The organism is Variovorax atrisoli, from assembly GCF_014195185.1.
Classification (GTDB): domain Bacteria; phylum Pseudomonadota; class Gammaproteobacteria; order Burkholderiales; family Burkholderiaceae_C; genus Variovorax; species Variovorax atrisoli.
Map to the genome: position 1 here is coordinate 422,284 of NZ_JACIBG010000003.1, position 19,627 is coordinate 441,910.

The following is a 19,627-nucleotide window of genomic DNA, read 5'->3' on the forward strand; positions in this document are numbered from 1 at the left end:
GAGTCGAACCCCGAATATTGACGCCGGCCGTTGCTCAGCGCAAGGATGCGTTGAGCCGTTCCAGCGCCTGGGCGCCGGGGCACAGCTGTTCCGGCCCCAATGCATTGAGCGGCCGGTCGCAGGTGTTGAGTGCTGTGTGGAGGTCGGTGGCCAGCGGGTCGACGTAGAGCAGTCCCGTCACCACCTCGCCCATCTCGTGATGCCGCTGCATGTAGGCCATGGCGGCGAACCGGTCGCCCGGGTCGTAGTCCGGGTGCAGGCTGCGCAGGCGCAGCAGCGTGCCGTCGTGCTGGCGCACGTCCATCACCTCCCCGGGCTCCATGTCCGCGGCGATCTCCTCCCGCCCGCTGATGAAGTCGATGCGGCTGACCGCCTCGTTGTGCTCCCGGATGTAGTCGTAGCTCTTGGTGCTGCCCGGGTGGTTGTTGAAGGCCACGCAGGGGCTGATCACGTCGATGAAGGCCGAGCCGCCATGGCTGATCGCGCCCTTGATGAGCGGTACCAGCTGCGCCTTGTTGCCCGAGAAGCCCCGGCCCACGTAGCTCGCGCCGAGCTGCAGCGCCATGGCCACCAGGTCGACCGGGCTGTCGGTGTTGACCACGCCCTTCTTGCTCTTCGAGCCCTGGTCGGCGGTCGCCGAGAACTGTCCCTTGGTGAGGCCGTAGACGCCGTTGTTCTCGACGATGTATGCCATGCGCACGCCGCGCCGCATGGCGTGCGCGAACTGGCCCAGGCCGATGGAGGCCGAGTCGCCGTCGCCCGAGACGCCCAGGTACAGCAGGTCGCGGTTGGCCAGGTTGGCGCCGGTCAGCACGCTGGGCATGCGGCCGTGCACGGTGTTGAAGCCGTGCGATGCGCCGAGGAAGTAGTCCGGCGTCTTCGAGCTGCAGCCGATGCCGGAGAGCTTGGCCACGCGATGCGGCTCGATGTCGAGCTCCCAGCAGGCCTCGATGATCGAGGCCGAGATGGAGTCGTGCCCGCACCCCGCGCACAGCGTTGAAATCTTTCCTTCGTAGTCGCGGCGCGTGTAGCCGACCTTGTTGGTCGCCAGCGTCGGATGCCGCAGCTTCGGCTTGGCGAGGTAGGTCATGCGGGCTCCTTCGAACCGGTGGTAGCCGTGCCTTGCGCGGTCGACTTGCCGACCTGCGCCTCGATCGCCTGCACGATGAAGCGCGCGGTGATGGGCGTTCCGTCGAAGTGCAGCACGCGCACCAGCTTGGCCGGATCGGCATCCAGCTCGTTGACCAGCAGGCTGCGCACCTGAGCGTCGCGGTTCTGCTCGACCACGAACACGCGCTCATGCCCGGCCAGGAACTGCACCACGCTCTCGGGGAACGGGAATGCACGCAGCCGCATCGCGTCGAGATGGATGCCGCGCTCTTCCAGCTCCTGCAGCGCCTCGTGCATGGAGGGGCTGGTCGAGCCGAAATAGATCACGCCCAGGTCGGTCTTCTGCGAAGCAGGCTTCAGCACCGGCTGCGGCACCAGCGTGGCCGCGGTCGCGAACTTCTTCAGCAGCCGCTCCATGTTGTAGATGTAGTCCGGCCCGCGCTCAGAGTAGCGCGCATAGGCATCGCGCGTGGTGCCGCGCGTGAAGTAGCTGCCCTTGGTGGGATGCGTGCCCGGCAGCGTGCGCCACGGGATGCCGTCGCCATCCACGTCCTTGTAGCGGCCGAAGTCGCGGCCCGCCTCCAGCTCTTCGGCAGTCATGACCTTGCCCCGGTCGTAGGCCCTGCTGTCGTCCCATTCGAAGGGCTTGCACAGGCGCTGGTTCATGCCGATGTCGAGGTCGGTCATCACGAACACCGGCGTCTGCAGCCGGTCGGCCAGGTCCAGCGCCGCTGCCGCGTGCTCGAAGCACTCGTGCGGGTCTTCGGGAAAGAGCAGCACATGCCTGGTGTCGCCGTGCGACGCATAGGCGCAGCAAAGAATGTCGGCCTGCTGCGTGCGCGTGGGCATGCCGGTCGATGGGCCGCCGCGCTGCACGTTGATGAGGGTGACGGGAATCTCCGCAAAGTACGCCAGCCCGATGAACTCCGTCATGAGCGAGATTCCAGGCCCCGAGGTCGCGGTGAAGGCCCTCGCGCCGTTCCACCCGGCGCCGACCACCACGCCGATCGAGGCCAGCTCGTCCTCGGCCTGCACGATGGCGAAGCGGTGCTGGCCGGTGGACTGGTCGACGCGGAACTTGGTGCAATACTTCTGGAAGGCCTCGGCCACGGACGAGGAAGGCGTGATCGGATACCAAGCCGCCACCGTCGCGCCGCCGTACACGCAGCCCAGCGCCGCCGCGCTGTTGCCGTCTACGAAGATCCTGTCGCCTACCCGGTCGGCGCGCCGCACCTTCAGGCCCACGGGCTCGCGCAGGTTCTCGCGCGCGAAGTCGCAGCCCAGGTGCAGCGCCTGCACATTCGAGGCAAGCAGCTTCTCCTTGCCCTTGTACTGTTCGGAGAACAGCTTCTCGACCACCTCGGGCTCGATGCCCAGCAGGATGGCCAGCGCGCCCACGTAGACGATGTTCTTGAACAGCTGCCGCTGGCGCGGGTCTTGATAGACCGCGTTGCAGATCTCGGTGAGCGGCATGCCGATCACGCGGATGTCGTCGCGGAACTTCGAGGGCGGCAGCGGCCGCGTGCTGTCGTAGAACAGATAGCCGCCGGGCTCCAGCTCGGCGATGTCGGCGTCCCAGGTCTGCGGGTTCATCGCCACCATCATGTCGGTGCCGCCGCGCCGGCCGAGGTGGCCTTCTTCCGTCACGCGCACCTCGTACCAGGTCGGCAGGCCCTGGATGTTGCTGGGAAAGATGTTGCGCGGGCTCACCGGCACGCCCATGCGCAGGATGGCCTTGGCGAACAGCTCGTTGGCCGAGGCCGAGCCCGAGCCGTTGACGTTGGCGAACTTGATGACGAAGTCGTTGACCGCCTCGATCTGCTTCATGCGGTCTCCTTCCGGACTTGCTGTTCGGTGGCCTTCTCCTGGCCCGCGAGCGTCATCTTCAGCAGGAACTTCTGCATGTCCCACGCGCCGGTCGGGCAGCGTTCGGCGCACAGGCCGCAGTGCAGGCAGACGTCTTCGTCCTTCACCATCACGCGGCCCGTCTTCAGTCCGCCGGACACGTACAGGTCCTGCGCCAGGTTCAGCGCGGGCGCCTTCAGCCGCGGGCGCAGGCTCTCTTCATCGGCGTTCTCGACGAAGTTGATGCAGTCCATCGGGCAGATGTCCACGCAGGCGTCGCATTCGATGCAGGCGGGCTCGTTGAACACCGTCTGCACGTCGCAGTTCAGGCAGCGCGCGGCCTCCTTGAAGGCGGTGGCGGCGTCGAAGCCCAGCTCCACCTCCACGCGGATGCTCGCCAGGGCCGCCTCTGCCTTGGCCCACGGCACCTTGTAGCGCAGGTCGTTGGAGGTGTCGTTGTCGTAGCTCCACTCGTGGATGCCCATCTTCTGCGACACCAGGTTGGTCATGGGTGGCGGACGGACCTCGATCGGCTCCGCGCGCAGCAGCTTGTCGATGGACACCGCGGCCTCGTGGCCGTGGGCCACCGCGGTGATGATGTTCTTCGGCCCGAAGGCCGCGTCGCCGCCGAAGAACACGTTGGACACCGTCGACTGGAAGGTGACCGCATCGAGTACCGGGAGGCCCCACTTGTCGAAGTCGATGCCGCAGTCGCGCTCGATCCAGGGAAATGAATTCTCCTGGCCCACCGCCACCAGCACCTCGTCGCATTCGAAGTACGCATCGGGCTCGCCCGTGGGCTCCAGCGTGCGGCGGCCCTTGTCGTCGTAGACCGCCTTGACGATCTCGAAGCGCATGCCCACGAGCTTGCCGTTGTCGTGGACGAAGGCCTTGGGCACGTGGAAGTTGATGATCGGGATGCCCTCGTGCGCGGCGTCCTCCTTCTCCCAGGGCGAGGCCTTCATCTCGTCGAAGCCGCTGCGCACGATGACCTTCACGTCGCTGCCGCCGAGGCGCCGGGCCGAGCGGCAGCAGTCCATCGCCGTGTTGCCGCCACCCAGCACGATCACGCGCCGGCCGATGCTGCTGACGTGCCCGAAAGAGACGGAGCTCAGCCAGTCGATGCCGATGTGGATGCTGGCCGCCGCCTCCTTGCGGCCCGGAATGTCGAGGTCGCGGCCGCGCGGTGCGCCGCAGCCGACGAAGATCGCGTCCCAGCCCTGGCCCATCAGCGCCTTCATCGAATCGATGCGCTCACCGCCGCGGAACTCGGCGCCCAGGTCGAGCACGTAGCCCGTCTCCTCGTCGATGATCGGCTCGGGCAGGCGGAAGCGCGGTATCTGCGTGCGGATGAAGCCGCCGGGCTTGGCCTCACCGTCGAACACGGTCACCTCGTAGCCCAGCGGGGCCAAGTCGCGCGCGACGGTGAGCGAGGCCGGCCCTGCGCCGATGCAGGCCACGCGCTTGCCGTTCTTCGGCACGGGCTTGGGCATGCGCGCGCGCACGTCCTCCTTCATGTCGGCAGCCACGCGCTTGAGCCTGCAGATGGCCACCGGCTCCGGGGCCTCCGTATTGCTTTCTTCCACACGGCCGCGCCGGCAGGCCGGCTCGCAGGGCCTGTCGCAGGTGCGCCCGAGGATGCCGGGGAAGACGTTGGAGACCCAGTTGACCATGTACGCGTCGCCGTATCGGCGCTGCGCGATCATGCGTATGTACTCGGGGACGGGAGTGTGCGCCGGACAGGCGTACTGGCAATCGACGACCTTGTGGAAGTAGGCCGGGTTGGCAATGTTCGTTCGCTGCAACACGTGTCTCCTGGCTGTCGCCCGGAACCCCGCAGGGGCCGACGAGTGGCTTGTGGCGCTTTTTGGCGGAGTATGCGCCCCGCCGACGGAAGCGCAAGCTTGGTGGAATCCCGCACGGTCCGCCGCGCAGCGCCAAGGCATCTGCGCCGACAGGGCGATTCCCCCGCCCGCAGCAGGATGCGCCCACAATGTCCGCCGGTCATTCCACGGGGACGACACCATGAGCGTTTTGCACATGTTCCTGCCTGTATGCGAGCCGGCGCGCAGCGAGGCGCTGGCGCAGTTGCGGAAGACGCACCACCTGCCCCGCCACCTCGTCAAGGGCATCGCGATCAGGCACCACGCAGAGACGGAACCGGCCGCCGCGCCGGACGCACAGCAGGCCCAGACAGCGCAGCAGCAGGCCTCGCAGGAGCCGGCCTCGCCGCAGTCGTAGTCGTAGTAGTTCAGGCCGAATCCAGGTTCGCTGCTCGCGCTGCTGCACGTGCAGCGCGTGAGAAAGAGCATCTGCTTGCTCATTAATTTCATTATTCGAGTATTATTGAATAATGGAAGAATCAAAAGTCATCCAATCGCTCGCGGCACTTGCGCAGCCCCTGCGCCTTCGCGTCTTTCGCGCCCTCGTGGTGGCCGGCCCCGAAGGCCTGACACCGGGGGCGCTGGTCGAGGCCATGGAAGTGCCGGCCACCAGCCTGTCTTTCCACCTGAAGGAGCTGACCAATTCCGGCCTGATCACGCAGGAGCGCAACGGCCGCAACCTGGTCTACAGGGCCGCCTTCGATCAGATGGACGCGCTGCTGGGCTTCCTCACCGAAAACTGCTGCGCAGGCGCTTCCTGTGCAGTCGACGACAGAACCAAGTCCTGCAAGAGCCAAGGAGCCACGTCATGAAGCGATTCCACGTCCACCTGCACGTCGACGACCTCGACCGGAGCATCACGTTCTATTCCCGCCTGTTCGCCGCCGAGCCCGCGCGCGTCGAAGCCGACTACGCCAAGTGGATGCTCGAAGACCCGCGCCTGAACTTCGCGATCTCGACCTTCGGCAGCGGCAAGGGCATCGACCATCTCGGCATCCAGGCGGAGGACGAGGGCGAACTGGCGCAGTTGCGCTCGCGCGCCGAGCTGGCCGACAGGTCGCTGCTCGACGAGGGCGAAACCAGCTGCTGCTATGCCCGCAGCGAAAAGCACTGGGTGACCGACCCGCAGGGCATCGCCTGGGAACACTACCGCACGCTCGACTCCGTGCCCGTCCACAACAAGCCGGACCAGCAGGCGGGCGCCTGCTGCACCGCCGCCCCCGGCAAGGCCAAAGCCTGCTGCTGAGCCACCAAGCCCCCTGCCCCCAAGACCTCAAGTTCCCATGACCGACACCACCACGCCGCTCAACGTGCTCTTCCTCTGCACGCACAACTCGGCACGCAGCATCCTCGCCGAAGCGGTACTCAACGACATCGGCGCCGGGCGCTTCAAGGCCTACTCGGCCGGCAGCAGCCCGCGCGAGAACCAGCAGCCCAACCCCATGGCCATCGAGGTGCTGCGCAAGGCGGGCATCGAGACCGCGGGCCTGCGCAGCAAGAGCTGGGACGAGTTCGGCAAGCCCGATGCGCCGCGCATGGACCTTGTCGTCACCGTGTGCGACAACGCCGCGGGAGAGGCCTGCCCCTACTGGCCCGGCCAGCCGGCCACGGCCCACTGGGGCTATGCCGATCCCTCGGAAGTAGCGGGCGACGACGAACGCAAGCGAGAGGCCTTCCGCCAGACCCTGCACGCGATCCGCCGCCGCCTGGGACTGCTGGTGAACCTGCCGGCCGCCAGCCTCGACAGGATGTCGCTGCAGGCCACCGCGCGCGAACTCGCCAAGAGCTGAAGCGAGATGTCGTCCTCCATCGCACCGCCCGACGCGGACCGGTCCGCCGCCCCGCCCCCGATGGGCGGCTTCGAGCGCTATCTCACCGTATGGGTGGCGCTATGCATCGTCGCGGGCGTGGCACTGGGCCAATGGTTTCCCTCCGCCTTCCAGGCGGTCGCGCGCCTCGAGATCGCCAAGGTCAACCTGCCGGTGGGCATGCTCATCTGGGTGATGATCGTTCCGATGCTCCTGAAGATCGACTTCGGAGCGCTCGGACAGGTCAAGGCGCACTGGCGCGGCATCGGCGTGACACTGGCGGTCAACTGGCTCGTCAAGCCTTTCTCGATGGCGCTGCTGGGCTGGCTCTTCGTGCGCCATGCATTCGCGACGCTGCTGCCGGCGGACCAGCTCGACAGCTACGTGGCGGGCCTGATCCTGCTCGCGGCCGCGCCGTGCACGGCGATGGTCTTCGTCTGGAGCCAGCTCTGCCGCGGCGACCCGTACTTCACCCTGTCGCAGGTCGCGCTCAACGACGCGCTGATGGTGGTGGGCTTCGCGCCGCTGGTGGCGCTGCTGCTGGGGCTGTCGTCGATCACGGTGCCCTGGGCCACGCTGCTGATCTCGGTGGGCCTCTACATCGTGGTGCCGGTCGTCATCGCCCAGCTGTTGCGCCGGCATCTCCTGCCAAAAGGACAGGCGCGCCTGCAGGCCGTGGGCGCCCGGCTCGGCCGCTGGTCCATGGGCGCACTGCTGCTCACGCTGGTGCTTCTCTTCGCGTTCCAGGGCGAGGCGATCATCGCGCAGCCGCTGGTGATCGCGCTGCTGGCCGTTCCGATCCTCTGCCAGGTCGTGTTGAACTCGGGGCTGGCCTACCTGCTGAACCGCAAGCTCGGCGTTGCACACTGCGTCGCGGGGCCGTCGGCACTCATCGGCGCGAGCAACTTCTTCGAGCTTGCGGTGGCGACCGCCATCAGTCTGTTCGGCTTCCAGTCGGGTGCGGCGCTAGCGACCGTCGTGGGCGTGCTGATCGAAGTGCCGCTCATGCTGGCCGTGGTGTCCGTGGTGACGCGCACCCGCGGCTGGTACGAACAGGGGCTGAGTCGCTGAACAACCGGTGTGGCACGATGCCGTGCCCGAGGCCATCGGCCTACAGGGGAAAGCGACAACCGGATACAAAACCGGTCGCCCGAAAATCGGATGAGTCGATTCCTCGCTGATAAAAATCGACGCGATCAACCCCCATTGGAGAATCACTTGCGCATAGCCACCTGGAACGTCAACTCCCTCACTGCGCGCCTGCAGCACGTGCTCGACTGGCTCATCGCCAATCCGGTCGACGTGCTGTGCCTGCAGGAGCTGAAGATGACGGACGACAAATTCCCGCTCGACGTGCTCAAGTCGGCAGGCTACGAGGCCGCGGTGTTCGGCCAGAAGACGTACAACGGCGTCGCGATCCTGAGCCTCGCACCCGTGCGAGACGTGGTGAAGAACATCACCGGCTTCAGCGACGACCAGTCGCGCGTGATCGCGGCCACGGTGGAGACGCCCTCGGGTCCGCTGCGCGTGGTCAACGGCTACTTCGTGAACGGCCAGGCGCCAGGCACCGACAAGTTCGAATACAAGATGAAGTGGCTCGACGCGCTGCGCGATTCGCTGCGCCAGGAGCTGGTGGTCAATCCCGACCTCGTGCTGCTGGGCGACTTCAACATCACTCCCGAGGACCGCGACAGCTTCGACCCCGTGGGCCTGAAGGAAACGATCCACCACACGACGCAAGAGCGCAACCACTTCAAGGCGCTGCTCGACCTGGGCCTGAAGGACAGCTTCCGCATGTTCGAGCAGCCCGAGAAGAGCTATTCGTGGTGGGACTACCGCATGCTGGGCTACCAGAAGAACCGCGGGCTGCGCATCGACCACATCCTGGTGAGCGAGTCCCTGGTGCCCAGCGTGAAGGGCTGCGTCATCGACCGCGTGCCGCGCAAGTGGGAAAAGCCGAGCGACCATGCGCCGGTGGTGCTCGACCTCGACCGGGGTGGCTGAACCCATGGTCGCGCGCAAACTTGCGCTGATCGCCATCGCGCTGTCGCTCTCGGCCTGCTCGCTGCTGAAGCCGGCCGACAAGGCCGAGGAAGGCGACAAGGGGACCGTCACCGCGCCCGCCGGGGAAACCGCCACCGATGGCCGCGAGGTGGCGACGGTGCGCCTCATCACCGCGCAGACGCCCGTGGTTCGCGCCTACCGGAAGATCGGCGCTCGCCACATCTACAACAAGTACGCGAACCTCATCTACAAGGGCAAACTGCCGCCGCTCGTTTACGCGGTCGTGGTGGTGGAGACCGACATCGATGCGACGGGCAAGGTGGTGAACGTCACCTTCAGCCGCACGCCCAGCCATGCGCCCGAAGTGGCGCCGAAGATCGCGGAGATGATCAAGGCCGCGTCGCCGCTGCCCAACCCGGGCAAGCTCGGCGCCCACACCTACGTGGACACCTGGCTCTGGGACCGCAGCGACAAGTTCCAGATCGATTCGCTGACGCAGGGGCAGAGAAGCCGCTGAAGGAGCGGGAAAAGAAAAAGGCCCTGAGAGGGCCTTTTTCATTCGATGCCGAGTTCCTGGATCTTCCGGGTGATGGTGTTGCGGCCGATGCCGAGCTTCTGTGCCGCCTCGATGCGTCGGCCCCGCGTGTTGGCCAGCGCGGTGAGGATCAGTCTCGACTCGAAACGGCGCGAGAGCACATCCCACACGTCGGTGCGGCCGGCAGCCAGCAGGGCCTGGGCCTCGGCCTCGAGGCCGCTCTCCCAGTTGCTGACGCTGGCTGGAGCTGCGGGGGCGTGGGCCTCCGCAGGCTCGGAGAAGACGTGCCCCGATGGCATCGCCTCGCCGCTTGCCGTGGCGGGCAGCGAGGGGGCCGGCTGATGTGCCGCCGTCACGTTCGACGCGAGTGCCGGTGCTTCGCCCGCGGCATGCGCCTCGGCGGTCGTGCCACCGGCCATCATCACTTCGGGCGGCAGGTCCTTCGCCTCGATCAGCTGGGCCGGCGCCATCACCGTGAGCCAGTGGCAGATGTTCTCCAGCTGGCGCACGTTGCCGGGGAAATTGAAGGCCGCCAGCTTGGCGAGCGCCGCATCTGAGATGCGCTTGGGCTCGACGCCGAGCTGCCGCGCGCTCACCTGCAGGAAGTGGCGCGTGAGCGCAGGCACGTCCTCGCCGCGCTCGCGAAGTGCGGGCAGGCGCAGGCGGATCACGTTGAGGCGGTGGAACAAGTCTTCGCGGAAGCCGCCGAGCTTCACGCGCTGCTCCAGGTCCTGGTGGGTCGCCGCGATGACGCGCACGTTGGCCTTCACCGAGTTGTGGCCGCCCACGCGGTAGAAATGGCCGTCGCTCAGCACGCGCAGCAGGCGCGTCTGCAGGTCGAAGGGCATGTCGCCGATTTCGTCGAGGAAGAGCGTGCCGCCCTCGGCCTGCTCGAAGCGGCCGCGGCGCATGGTCTGTGCGCCGGTGAAGGCGCCGCGCTCGTGGCCGAAGAGTTCGCTCTCCAGCAGGTCCTTGGGGATTGCGGCGGTGTTGATGGCCACGAAGGGCCCGTTGGCGCGGGGCGAATGCTTGTGCAGCGCGCGCGCCACCAGCTCCTTGCCCGAGCCCGACTCGCCGGTGATGAGCACCGTGACGTTGCTCTGCGAGAGCCGGCCGATGGCACGGAACACGTCCTGCATGGCGGGCGCCTGGCCGAGCATCTCGGGCGCGGCGACCATGCGCTCCTCTGCCACTTCCTCGCGCTGGCTTTCGTCGACCGCGCGGCGGATGAGCTCGACCGCGCGCGGCAGGTCGAAGGGCTTCGGCAGGTATTCGAAGGCGCCGCCCTGGAAGGCCGAGACCGCGCTATCGAGGTCGGAGAACGCCGTCATGATGATGACGGGCAGGCCCGGATGCATGGCCTTGATCTTGTCGAGCAGGTCGAGCCCAGAACCGCCGGGCATGCGAATGTCGCTTACCAGGACCTGGGGTGCGAGTTGGTCGTCGTCGGCGGCCTGTTCGAGTGCTGCCAGCACCTCGCGCGTATTGGTGAAACTGCGCGTGGGCAGGTCTTCGCGCAGCAGAGCCTTCTCGAGCACGAAGCGAATCGATTGGTCGTCATCAACTATCCAGATCGGCTTCATGCATCTCCTCTGTTGCCGGTGGCTGCGCTAGGGCAGCGGTATCAATATCTTGAAATCGGTTCGGCCCGGGACGCTGTCGCACTCGATCACGCCGTGATGCTGTTGCACAAAAGTTTGTGCGAGCGTCAATCCCAGCCCTGTCCCGCCTTCCCTGCCCGATACGAGCGGATAGAAGATGCGGTCCTTGATCGTGTCCGGCACACCCGGTCCATTGTCGATTACATGCAATTCCAGTGCCAGTCGATACCACTGCTTGTTGAAGATCACCTGGCGGGCCACCCGCGTCTTGAAAGTGATCTGCGCGTCACCCGCCGCGCGGCGCTCGGCCAGCGCCTGCGCCGCGTTGTGCGCGATGTTCAGCGTGGCCTGGATGAGCTGCTCCCGGTCGCCGCGGAACTCGGGAATGGAGACGTCGAAGTCGCGTTCGATGTGCAGGTCGCGCGGAAACTCCGCGAGGATGACCGAGCGCACGCGCTCGCAGACTTCGTGGATGTTGACGTCGCCCACCACGTGCGGGCGGCGGTGAGGTGCCAATAGGCGGTCGACCAGCGTCTGCAGCCGGTCGGCCTCGTGGATGATGACCTGCGTGTACTCGATGAGGTCGCGCGACTCGACCTCCATCTGCAACAGCTGCGCTGCGCCGCGGATGCCGCCCAGCGGGTTCTTGATCTCGTGCGCAAGGTTGCGGATGAGTTCCTTGTTCGCCTGCGCCTGGTCGATGAGGCGCTCCTCGCGGTCCTGCCGCACCTGCTGCTCCAGCGGCGACATCTCGATGATGAGCTCGCCCTTCTTCTCGCCCTGCGCAAGCGAAACCTGCACCGGCATCAGCTCGTGGTTCACTCGGCGCAGCAAGGCCTCGTAGCGCAGCGTGGCGAAGTCGTTGCTGCTCGCGCCGTCGATGGCAGTGCGCAGCACCTGCGGCTCGTGGAAGCACGCACCGAACTGCGAACCCTCGAGCGTGCGGCGCGAAGTGCCGAGCGCGTCTTCGAGCCCTGCGTTGGCGAACAGCACCGAGCCCTTGCTGTCGACCACCGCGATCAGCGTGGACAACAGGTCGAAGGACTGAAAGCGCGAATTGGCGCCGACCGCCTTCTTCCCGAACACCATGATGACGACGACTACTGTTGCTTGGCCGGCAGGCGGCCGAGCTCGCGGCGGATGCCGGCGATGTCGCTCTCGTTGCGTGCGAGCTCCGCCTTCATCTCGGCGACCCGGTCCAGGTACTTCTGGTAGTTGCGGCCCTCGCTGCCCTGCTTCTCGGGCTCGCCGTTGTTGTATTCCTTCTGCAGTTCGGCCTGCCGCGCCTCGGCCTTGCGAAGCTCGGCTTCGAGCACCGCGCGCGCCTCGCCGTCACGGGCACGCTGGTCGACGCCTTCGACCCGCGGGCTGCCTGCAGGCGACCGCGCAGCGGACGAGCCGCCCGACGACGAGGAAGAAGAAGACGAGCCACCGCCCGAAGCCCTCGTGCCCTGCACCACCGTGACGTTGCCGCCTTCCATGACCTTGCAGCCCTTCTGCTGCGCGATGGTCGCGTTGTTCGTGTACTCGTTGCCGCAACGCCAGACGCGCTCCTGCGAAAGCGCCGGCAACGCGAGCAACGAACCGGCCAGGAAAATGAGGGAAGCAGTCTTCATATGTATCGGTAGAGGGCGGCAACAGGGCTGCATTTTCGTGCAATTCGACGCGAACAGTGACCAGATGTTCCGCCCCAAAGAAAAAGGACGGCCAAGCCGTCCTTCATAACCCATCAGGCTTACACCCACCTACGACCTCTTCGGGGATACCGCGGAACCGGCTTTGCCGGGCCGCAGGTATCGCCCCCGGAAGGGGGTTGGCGAAGCGACACGAAGTGCGCGAAGCCTGGGGGCGAACCAATTACAACGAGTAGTACATGTCGAACTCGACCGGATGGGTCGCCATGCGGAAGCGCGTGACTTCCTGCATCTTCAGTTCGATGTACGCATCGATGTAGGCATCGGTGAACACGCCGCCCTTGGTCAGGAACGCACGGTCCTTGTCCAGGTATTCCAGGGCCTGGTCGAGGCTGTGGCAGACGGTCGGGATCAGCGCGTCTTCTTCCGGCGGCAGGTGGTACAGGTCCTTGCTGGCGGCTTCGCCCGGATGGATCTTGTTTTCCACGCCGTCGAGACCGGCCATCAGCAGGGCCGAGAAGCCCAGGTACGGGTTCATCAGCGGATCGGGGAAGCGCGCTTCGACGCGACGGCCCTTCGGGTTGGCCACGAACGGGATGCGGATCGAGGCCGAGCGGTTCTTGGCCGAGTAGGCCAGCTTCACCGGGGCTTCGAAGCCGGGCACCAGGCGCTTGTAGCTGTTGGTGCCGGGGTTCGTGATGGCGTTCAGGGCGCGGGCGTGCTTGATGATGCCGCCGATGTAGTGCAGGGCGAAGTCAGAGAGACCTGCATAGCCGTCGCCGGCGAACAGGTTCTTGCCGTCCTTCCAGACCGACTGGTGCACGTGCATGCCGGAGCCGTTGTCGCCGACGATGGGCTTGGGCATGAAGGTGGCGGTCTTGCCGTAGGCGTGGGCCACGTTGTGGATCACGTACTTCTGCAGCTGGACCCAGTCGGCGCGCTGCAGCAGCGTGCTGAACTTGGTGCCCAGTTCCATCTGGCCGGCGTTGGCCACTTCATGGTGATGCACTTCGACCGGGATGCCCAGCGATTCGAGCACCAGGCACATTTCCGAGCGCATGTCCTGGAAGCTGTCGACCGGGGGAACCGGGAAGTAGCCGCCCTTGACCGCGGGACGGTGGCCGGTGTTGCCGTGCTCGAATTCCTTGTCGGTGTTCCACGAGGCTTCTTCGGATTCGATCTTCACGAAGCAGCCCGACATGTCGTTCTTCCAGCGCACGCCGTCGAACACGAAGAATTCGGGTTCCGGACCAAAGTAGGCGGTGTCGCCCAGGCCCGATGCCTTCATGTAGGCCTCGGCGCGCTTGGCGAGCGAACGGGGGTCGCGCTCGTAGGCCTTGCCGTCGGCGGGATCGATCACGTCGCAGGTCAGGATCAGCGTCGTTTCTTCGAAGAACGGGTCGATGTTGGCGGTGTTCGGGTCGGGCATGAGCTGCATGTCCGAAGCTTCGATCCCCTTCCAGCCGGCGATGGACGAGCCGTCGAATGCGTGGCCCGAGGTGAATTTGTCTTCATCGAAAGCCGAGACCGGCACGGTCACGTGCTGCTCTTTGCCGCGGGTGTCGGTGAAGCGGAAGTCGACGAACTTGACCTCGTTTTCCTTGACGAGCTTGAGTACATCGGCGACGGTCTTTGCCATCAGTTTCTCCTGAGTTGGATGGTGGTTAGGAATGCGGGGATGCGGGATGCAGTTTCTGTGCCATTGTCACCTCACCCGGTGAGGCTTTGATGGCAGTCTGGCAGCCCAAATGAAGGCAGAAAATCACTATTTTGGTGCAATTGATTTCAACGCACCAATTCAGGGCCAAGCTTGGCATCGAAAGTGTGCAGGCCTTCGATCAGCTGGGCATAGGCGGCGTCGAGCCGGGCGGCCTCACCCTTGACGCCCAGCTCGATATGCCGACCGTAGGTGGGGTGATCAACGCTCGGCAGGCTGAACACCTTGACGCCCGCGTGAGTGGCCTCGATGGCCTCCATGAGCGGGGTCAGGGTGGCCTCCATGGCACCGAAAACGATCACGGACTTCTCGGCGACGGCGTTGGTGGCGAACAGGCCGGCGTAGCGGCCGTCGAGCACGGATTCGATCATCGGCCAGGCCATGACGGGAAAACCCGGCACGAAATGCACGTCGCCGACGCTGAAGCCCGGGATCTTGTTGTAGGGGTTGTAGATGAGGGTGGCGCCCTGCGGAAAGACGCCCATGTTGAGCCGGTGCACGTTGTCGGCCCGGTCGGGCTCATAGGGCAGGCCCTGCTCGCGCGCGGTGTCCTGCATGCGCTCGCGAATCAGCAGTTCGGCCTCAGGATGGAGCGCCAGCGGCACGCCGAGCGCCTTGGCGGCGCACTGACGGGTGTGATCGTCGGGGGTGGCGCCGATGCCGCCGGTCGAGAAGACGATGTCGCCCGAGGCGAAGGCGCGCTGCAGCGCCGCGGTGATGCGCGCGGGCTCGTCGCCCACGTATTCGGCCCAGCTGAGCTGCAGGCCGCGCGCGGCGAGCAATTCGATGACCTTGGCCATGTGCTTGTCGGCACGCTTGCCGGAAAGGATCTCGTCGCCGACGACGATGAGACCGAATGTGCGAGTCATGGTGAACCCCATTGGGAAAGAGCGGCCTTGCTGGCCTCGTCGGCCTCGATGGCGGGCACGCCGGCTGCCGCCGAGGCCTCCGCGGCCGCACGCAGGGCGCGCAGCTGCGCGAGCGCGTCGAGGCAGTAGTGGGCGAACCAGAGGGCCGAGAAGGCGAAGACCAGGGTGTAGATCCAGATGGCAATCGGGATCAGCACGAAGAAAGCGGCGGCGAACAGCAGGCCCGACGCCCAGACGATGCTTGGCGCAGCGCCCAGGTAGCCGCACAGCACGCCGATGCACAGCAGCGGCAGCCGGTGTGCGCGGATGAGCGCGACGCGTTCCTCGGGGCTGGCGTGCTCGGCCAGCGCATCGAAGCTCATCACGCGGTAGGTGAGCCAGCCCCAGATCAGCGGCGGCAATATCAGCACCAGCGGCGGAATGAGCCACAGCGGCATCGACACCACCAGCGCGATCACCGCCAGCACGGTGGCCCCCAGCGAGCGCGCCACGCTGCCAAAGAAGGAAGCGCCCTTCTTCTGCTCGAGCCCCGGAAAGCGCCGCTCGGCCACCAGCCTGGTCAGGGCGGGTGCCATGAACCCGGCCACGATCAGCAGGCAGACCACCACGATCACCGGCGTGGCGGCGAACACCACCACCAGCGATGCCAGCACGGAAGTGACGTCACCCGAGAAGAGACGGCCGATCCACGACCAGAAGCTCGACAGCAGCGGCCAGGCGTCGAGTGCGCCGCGGGTCCAGGCCACGGCGGCGTCCCAGTAGAAGTAGCCCAGCGCCGCGGCCAGCACGATCATCAGCCCCAACGGCAGCAGCGACAGCACGATCACGCGCGGCAGCATGCAGTAGGCGACCGCGCGCCAGAAGGAGTCGAGGAGCAGGCGCATGAGGCAGCGAGGATAACCTCTGGGGAGCGCCCTTCAGGCGCCGTAGCCCCTCAGCCGCGACCGACCATTCGCTTCAGCCCCAGCCATTGCTGGGCCCAGAAGCCGCGGCCGTAGTCGCGCACGTGGCCGTCGGCACGGGGTTCGACCTGGTCGCGGATACCGGTCGGGTCGTAGCGGTCCTCGAAGTTGGCGGTGCGAAAGAGCATGTCCCACCATGGCAGCAGCACGCCGAAGTTGTGGCCCCCGAGGGTGCTGGCGCCTTTCGATTCATGGCCTAGCCCGATGCTGTGGTGCAGCCGGTGGAAGCGCGGGCTGATCCACAACCGCTCGCCGATGGCGCCGAAGCTCAGCCTCAGGTTGGCATGCTGCAGGCTCTCGCTGAGCTGGGTGAAGGCGACGAACGCGATGAACTGCCCAGGCGCCACTCCGATGAGCTGCGCCACGATGACGATCAGCGCGTCGTGGATGATGTCGTCGAGCAGGTGGTTGCGGTCGTCGCTCCACATCGTCATCTGGCGCTGCGAGTGGTGTAGCGAATGCAGTCCCCACCACCAGTTGAACTGGTGCTGGCCTCGGTGGATCCAGTAGCCGACGAAATCGAGCACGACGAGGTAGATGGCGAAGGCCACCCACGGGATGTCGGTGACGCCGGGCCACACCTCGTCGAGGTGGAAGGTGCCCCACCCCGCCGTGCGCAGCGCGCCCATGGCGTCGTCGAAGAAGGGCTGCAGCGTGAAGAAGATCGCCAGCCGGAACAGGCCGAGGCGGTGGATCAGCGTGTAGAGCATGTCGATGCGGATCGCATGACGGTCCGCCACCGGCTCCACCGAGCGCCAGCGCTGCAGCGGCCCGATGACGGCGACGAGCACCAGGATCTGGATCAGCCCGACCAGCAGCCAGCCAGTGGCGTCGAAGGCATCCTCGGTCCAGCCGCCCAGGCCCACGGCGTAGACCAGCGGCTGCACGGCGGTTTCGAAGAACCAGCCCTGCAGGGCGGAAAAGGCGTCTGTCAGCCAGTCGATCACGATCGGGAAAACTCGTCGTTCAGGTTTTCAGGGATGGGAGGCGATCCAGCCCTTGAAGTCCGGATGCTGGCGCAGCGTACGGAAGCAGAAGCCCTTGGCCTTCAGGCCAACGATCAGCGGCTCGAGGTTGGCGGGCGCCCACGGGTCCTTGCGCGACCAGATGCCCAGGTGGGCGAGCAGGATGTCGCCGGGGCGGATGGTGTCCAGCGCCTGCGTCAGCAGCTTCGCGTTGCTGAATTTCTCGCTCGGCAGTTCGTCGCCGAGGAATCCGGCACTCGCCCAGCCCACGTATTTGTAACCACAGCCCTCGGCCGCAGCCAGGAGCGCGGGCGAGGTCTTGCCACCCGGCGCGCGATACAGCGGCAGCGGCTTCTTTCCGGTGACCGCCGCCAGCCGGTCGGAAGCCTTCCTGATGTTGGCGCAGTACTCGGCCGCGCTCCAGGTCGATTCCTTGCCGTTCTGCGGGCCGGCCGAAGGCCTGATGCGGAAGCTGGGGGGCGTGCCCTTCACGTCGCCGCGCCAGTAGGCGTGGTCATAGGTGTGGGAGCCGAATTCGTTGCCTTCGGCCGCCCTCGCCTTCCACCAGGGCGCCCAGTGGTCGTCGAGGCTGTCGCCGTCGGTCTGGGTGCGCTCGGCGGCGGCGAAGAAGGTGACGCGCACGTCCTGCCGCTTGAGCACGTCGGCCACCAGGGGCGCGATGCCCATGTGGCCGGTGTCGAAGGTCAGGTAGACGGGCTTCTCGCAGGCGGCCGGCTCCTGCGCCGCCCAGGCGCCGGGCGCGAGCGCCGCCGCCAGGACGACCATGGAGGCCGCGGCGGCGACCCCGGCGCGCCTAGATGCGCTTCGCATGGTCCAGGGTCCACACGCCGTGCGGCGAGCGTCCGACGTTGACCTGGCGCACGACCTTGTTGCTGGCCAGGTCGACCACGCTGAGCTTCTTGGCCCAGCGCGAGGTCACGTAGAGCGTCTTGCCGTCGGCAGAGACGTCCATGCAGTCGGGGCCGCCGGGCACCGGGTAGGTCGCGACCACCTTCAGCGTCGCCAGGTCGATGCGGCTGATGGTGTTGGCCACGCGGTTGCTCACGAACACGGTCTTGCCGTCGCCGGCCGACCGGAAGGCATGGGCGCCCTTGCCGGTGGGGATCTTGCCGACCAGCTTGGGCTCGGCGCCCGCCACGTCGAACACCTGCACGCCATCGCTGCCGGTCAGGCCGACGAGCAGCGTCTTGTCGTTGTGCACGCCGAAGATGTCGGCCGGCATGGCGCCGGTGGCGACGCGCCACTTGATGGTCTGGGTGGGCAGGTCGACGGCGATCATCTCGTCGCTGTCCTGCATCGTCACGTAGGCGATGGTGCTGGTGTTGTCGATCCAGATGTGGCTGGGCGTCTTGCCGCTGGCGATGCGCTTGGCCAGCTTCAGGTCCTTGCCGTCCCAGCGGTAGACGTCGACGTGGTTCAGCCGGTTGCCGGCCGTCACGAACCACTTCATGTCGCGCGAGAACTGCAGCTGGTATGGATCGATGATCCCGTAGACCACGCGCTGGACTTCCGCCGTGCGAGGGTTCAGGAAGGTCAGCGAGTCGCCCGCCGAATTGGCCACGATGACCGACTTCTCGTCGGGCGTCATGTAGATGTGGTGCGGCTCCTTGCCGGTGGGAATGCGCAGCTTTTCCGTCCAGTCGACGGGATTGATCACGCTGACGTTCGCGTCCAGCGAGTTGAGCACGAAGATCGGAGGGGGTTCCGGCGCTGCGGCGGCGGTGTGGGCCGCGAAGGCCGTCATGCAGGCAAGCAGGAAAGCCGCGAGGCGGCCGTTCGGTCGGGCAGGGAGTCGCAAGGGAAGATTCCGGGAGAGAGTTCGGAATGTTAACGGCCGGCCCTTAAGACTGGCTGACCGGAATCGTGCCCTTTTCCCTCGTTTCCCTGCGTTTTTCCCCTTCTACTTCAATGCCTTGGCGGGCCTGGCCGGTGCGCGCAGGCCCGCGACCTCGTCGGCCGTCAGCCAGCGCCACTGCCCGGGCGCGAGGTCGGCTGGCAGCGCCAGGTCGCCGATGCGCGAGCGATGCAGCCCCTCCACCCGGTTGCCGACCGCCGCCAGCATGCGCTTGACCTGGTGGTACTTGCCCTCGGTGAGGGTGAGCCGCAGGTGCAGCGGGCCATCGGACTCGCAGGCGGCGGCGCGTACCGGCTTCGGATCGTCGTCGAGCACCACGCCGGCCAGCAGTTTCGCGATCTGCGCCTCGTCCACCGGGTGCTTGGCCGTCACCTCGTAGACCTTGGGCACGTGGTGCTTGGGCGAGCCCATCTTGTGGATGAACTGGCCGTCGTCGGTCAGGAGCAGCAGGCCGGTGGTGTCCTGGTCGAGCCGGCCGATGGCCTGCACGCCCTGCACTGCGCCCTTGTTGGGCCGCAACCGCAGCGGCGACGGCAGCAGCGTGTAGATGCTCGGATATGTCGAGGGCTTCTGCGAGCACTCGGTGCCGGCGGGCTTGTGCAGCATCAGGTAGGCCTTCTCGTGGTACTCCCACGGGGTGCCCTGCACTGTGTACTGAAGGCCCTCGGGGTCGAGATCGGCGAAGGGGTCGATCACCGCCTTGCCGTCGATGGTCACGAGGCCTTGCTGGACAAGGCCCGCGCACACGCGGCGCGTGCCGAAGCCCTGGGTGAATAGGATGTCTTGCAGGTGCATGGGAAATGAAAAAAGCGGCCGCG

20 protein-coding genes are annotated in these 19,627 nt (G+C 66.5%); 7 read left to right on the top strand and 13 right to left on the bottom strand.

What is annotated here, in order from left to right; all coding sequences use genetic code 11:
• Positions 1 to 34 precede the first annotated feature (34 nt).
• The 3 genes from FHY06_RS13125 to FHY06_RS13135 are packed head-to-tail and all read right to left on the bottom strand — an operon-like array spanning position 35 to position 4,760.
• Positions 35 to 1,090, bottom strand: a complete 1,056-nt coding sequence (locus tag FHY06_RS13125) for a 2-oxoacid:ferredoxin oxidoreductase subunit beta (RefSeq protein WP_184605404.1) — start codon at positions 1,088 to 1,090, stop codon at positions 35 to 37.
• A complete protein-coding gene (locus FHY06_RS13130) occupies positions 1,087 to 2,937 on the bottom strand; it encodes a 2-oxoacid:acceptor oxidoreductase subunit alpha (RefSeq protein ID WP_184605405.1) in 1,851 nt (616 codons plus the stop codon). Before FHY06_RS13130 ends, FHY06_RS13125 begins: the two co-directional genes overlap by 4 nt.
• Positions 2,934 to 4,760, bottom strand: a complete 1,827-nt coding sequence (locus FHY06_RS13135) for an FAD-dependent oxidoreductase (RefSeq protein ID WP_184605406.1) — start codon at positions 4,758 to 4,760, stop codon at positions 2,934 to 2,936. Before FHY06_RS13135 ends, FHY06_RS13130 begins: the two co-directional genes overlap by 4 nt.
• 220 nt (positions 4,761 to 4,980) lie before the next feature.
• On the opposite strand from FHY06_RS13135, the gene FHY06_RS13140 reads away from it, so the two are divergent.
• The 7 genes from FHY06_RS13140 (at position 4,981) to FHY06_RS13170 (ending at position 9,167) form a co-directional block, all read left to right on the top strand.
• On the top strand, positions 4,981 to 5,196 hold the full coding sequence (locus FHY06_RS13140) for a hypothetical protein (protein ID WP_019654801.1): 216 nt from the start codon (positions 4,981 to 4,983) through the stop codon (positions 5,194 to 5,196).
• Between the two features lie 112 nt (positions 5,197 to 5,308).
• Positions 5,309 to 5,650: an ArsR/SmtB family transcription factor gene (locus tag FHY06_RS13145; protein ID WP_019654800.1), complete on the top strand. Its 342-nt coding sequence runs from the start codon at positions 5,309 to 5,311 to the stop codon at positions 5,648 to 5,650.
• On the top strand, positions 5,647 to 6,084 hold the full coding sequence (locus tag FHY06_RS13150) for an ArsI/CadI family heavy metal resistance metalloenzyme (RefSeq protein WP_126185483.1): 438 nt from the start codon (positions 5,647 to 5,649) through the stop codon (positions 6,082 to 6,084). Before FHY06_RS13145 ends, FHY06_RS13150 begins: the two co-directional genes overlap by 4 nt.
• 37 nt (positions 6,085 to 6,121) lie before the next feature.
• Positions 6,122 to 6,628: an arsenate reductase ArsC gene (locus FHY06_RS13155; protein ID WP_184605407.1), complete on the top strand. Its 507-nt coding sequence runs from the start codon at positions 6,122 to 6,124 to the stop codon at positions 6,626 to 6,628.
• Positions 6,629 to 6,634: 6 nt separating this feature from the next.
• On the top strand, positions 6,635 to 7,717 hold the full coding sequence (arsB, locus tag FHY06_RS13160) for an ACR3 family arsenite efflux transporter (RefSeq protein ID WP_184605408.1): 1,083 nt from the start codon (positions 6,635 to 6,637) through the stop codon (positions 7,715 to 7,717).
• A 147-nt stretch (positions 7,718 to 7,864) separates the two neighbouring features.
• On the top strand, positions 7,865 to 8,650 hold the full coding sequence (gene xth, locus FHY06_RS13165) for an exodeoxyribonuclease III (protein WP_184605409.1): 786 nt from the start codon (positions 7,865 to 7,867) through the stop codon (positions 8,648 to 8,650).
• 4 nt (positions 8,651 to 8,654) lie between these two features.
• Complete coding sequence (locus FHY06_RS13170) at positions 8,655 to 9,167, top strand: hypothetical protein (protein WP_132754554.1); 513 nt, start codon at positions 8,655 to 8,657, stop codon at positions 9,165 to 9,167.
• A 38-nt stretch (positions 9,168 to 9,205) separates the two neighbouring features.
• Here FHY06_RS13170 and ntrC read toward each other — a convergent pair whose 3' ends face one another.
• The 10 genes from ntrC to FHY06_RS13220 form a co-directional block, all read right to left on the bottom strand.
• A complete protein-coding gene (gene ntrC, locus FHY06_RS13175) occupies positions 9,206 to 10,768 on the bottom strand; it encodes a nitrogen regulation protein NR(I) (protein ID WP_019654794.1) in 1,563 nt (520 codons plus the stop codon).
• A gap of 27 nt (positions 10,769 to 10,795) precedes the next feature.
• The gene (glnL, locus tag FHY06_RS13180) at positions 10,796 to 11,875 is read right to left on the bottom strand and encodes a nitrogen regulation protein NR(II) (RefSeq protein ID WP_019654793.1); all 1,080 of its coding nucleotides are present in this window, start codon (positions 11,873 to 11,875) and stop codon (positions 10,796 to 10,798) included.
• A gap of 11 nt (positions 11,876 to 11,886) precedes the next feature.
• On the bottom strand, positions 11,887 to 12,402 hold the full coding sequence (locus FHY06_RS13185) for a hypothetical protein (protein WP_019654792.1): 516 nt from the start codon (positions 12,400 to 12,402) through the stop codon (positions 11,887 to 11,889).
• Positions 12,403 to 12,643: 241 nt separating this feature from the next.
• Positions 12,644 to 14,059, bottom strand: coding sequence for a type I glutamate--ammonia ligase (gene glnA / locus FHY06_RS13190; protein WP_019654791.1), 1,416 nt, complete (start codon positions 14,057 to 14,059; stop codon positions 12,644 to 12,646).
• A 146-nt stretch (positions 14,060 to 14,205) separates the two neighbouring features.
• Positions 14,206 to 15,006, bottom strand: coding sequence for a competence/damage-inducible protein A (locus FHY06_RS13195; protein ID WP_184605410.1), 801 nt, complete (start codon positions 15,004 to 15,006; stop codon positions 14,206 to 14,208).
• Complete coding sequence (locus FHY06_RS13200) at positions 15,003 to 15,890, bottom strand: EI24 domain-containing protein (RefSeq protein WP_126185478.1); 888 nt, start codon at positions 15,888 to 15,890, stop codon at positions 15,003 to 15,005. Before FHY06_RS13200 ends, FHY06_RS13195 begins: the two co-directional genes overlap by 4 nt.
• Positions 15,891 to 15,940: 50 nt before the next feature.
• Complete coding sequence (locus FHY06_RS13205; RefSeq protein ID WP_132754558.1) at positions 15,941 to 16,915, bottom strand: sterol desaturase family protein; 975 nt, start codon at positions 16,913 to 16,915, stop codon at positions 15,941 to 15,943.
• Between the two features lie 27 nt (positions 16,916 to 16,942).
• Positions 16,943 to 17,764 carry a polysaccharide deacetylase family protein gene (locus tag FHY06_RS13210; protein WP_026346383.1) on the bottom strand — a complete coding sequence of 274 codons (822 nt, stop codon included), beginning with the start codon at positions 17,762 to 17,764 and terminating at the stop codon, positions 16,943 to 16,945.
• Positions 17,748 to 18,752 (bottom strand): YVTN family beta-propeller repeat protein, encoded by a 1,005-nt coding sequence (locus tag FHY06_RS13215; RefSeq protein WP_019654786.1) that lies wholly within the window; start codon positions 18,750 to 18,752, stop codon positions 17,748 to 17,750. The genes FHY06_RS13210 and FHY06_RS13215 overlap by 17 nt, the downstream gene beginning before the upstream one ends.
• A gap of 102 nt (positions 18,753 to 18,854) precedes the next feature.
• Positions 18,855 to 19,604 carry a pseudouridine synthase gene (locus tag FHY06_RS13220; protein WP_019654785.1) on the bottom strand — a complete coding sequence of 250 codons (750 nt, stop codon included), beginning with the start codon at positions 19,602 to 19,604 and terminating at the stop codon, positions 18,855 to 18,857.
• Between the last annotated feature and the right edge of the window lie 23 nt (positions 19,605 to 19,627).

Bases quoted from the DNA above. Each gene is read 5' to 3' on its own strand.
- FHY06_RS13125 (WP_184605404.1), bottom strand. From the start codon at position 1,090: ATGACCTACCTCGCCAAGCCGAAGCTGCGGCATCCGACGCTGGCGACC.
- FHY06_RS13130 (WP_184605405.1), bottom strand. From the start codon at position 2,937: ATGAAGCAGATCGAGGCGGTCAACGACTTCGTCATCAAGTTCGCCAAC.
- FHY06_RS13140 (WP_019654801.1), top strand. From the start codon at position 4,981: ATGAGCGTTTTGCACATGTTCCTGCCTGTATGCGAGCCGGCGCGCAGC.
- FHY06_RS13145 (WP_019654800.1), top strand. From the start codon at position 5,309: ATGGAAGAATCAAAAGTCATCCAATCGCTCGCGGCACTTGCGCAGCCC.
- FHY06_RS13150 (WP_126185483.1), top strand. From the start codon at position 5,647: ATGAAGCGATTCCACGTCCACCTGCACGTCGACGACCTCGACCGGAGC.
- FHY06_RS13155 (WP_184605407.1), top strand. From the start codon at position 6,122: ATGACCGACACCACCACGCCGCTCAACGTGCTCTTCCTCTGCACGCAC.
- arsB (WP_184605408.1), top strand. From the start codon at position 6,635: ATGTCGTCCTCCATCGCACCGCCCGACGCGGACCGGTCCGCCGCCCCG.
- FHY06_RS13170 (WP_132754554.1), top strand. From the start codon at position 8,655: ATGGTCGCGCGCAAACTTGCGCTGATCGCCATCGCGCTGTCGCTCTCG.
- ntrC (WP_019654794.1), bottom strand. From the start codon at position 10,768: ATGAAGCCGATCTGGATAGTTGATGACGACCAATCGATTCGCTTCGTG.
- glnL (WP_019654793.1), bottom strand. From the start codon at position 11,875: ATGGTGTTCGGGAAGAAGGCGGTCGGCGCCAATTCGCGCTTTCAGTCC.
- FHY06_RS13185 (WP_019654792.1), bottom strand. From the start codon at position 12,402: ATGAAGACTGCTTCCCTCATTTTCCTGGCCGGTTCGTTGCTCGCGTTG.
- glnA (WP_019654791.1), bottom strand. From the start codon at position 14,059: ATGGCAAAGACCGTCGCCGATGTACTCAAGCTCGTCAAGGAAAACGAG.
- FHY06_RS13195 (WP_184605410.1), bottom strand. From the start codon at position 15,006: ATGACTCGCACATTCGGTCTCATCGTCGTCGGCGACGAGATCCTTTCC.
- FHY06_RS13200 (WP_126185478.1), bottom strand. From the start codon at position 15,890: ATGCGCCTGCTCCTCGACTCCTTCTGGCGCGCGGTCGCCTACTGCATG.
- FHY06_RS13210 (WP_026346383.1), bottom strand. From the start codon at position 17,764: ATGCGAAGCGCATCTAGGCGCGCCGGGGTCGCCGCCGCGGCCTCCATG.
- FHY06_RS13220 (WP_019654785.1), bottom strand. From the start codon at position 19,604: ATGCACCTGCAAGACATCCTATTCACCCAGGGCTTCGGCACGCGCCGC.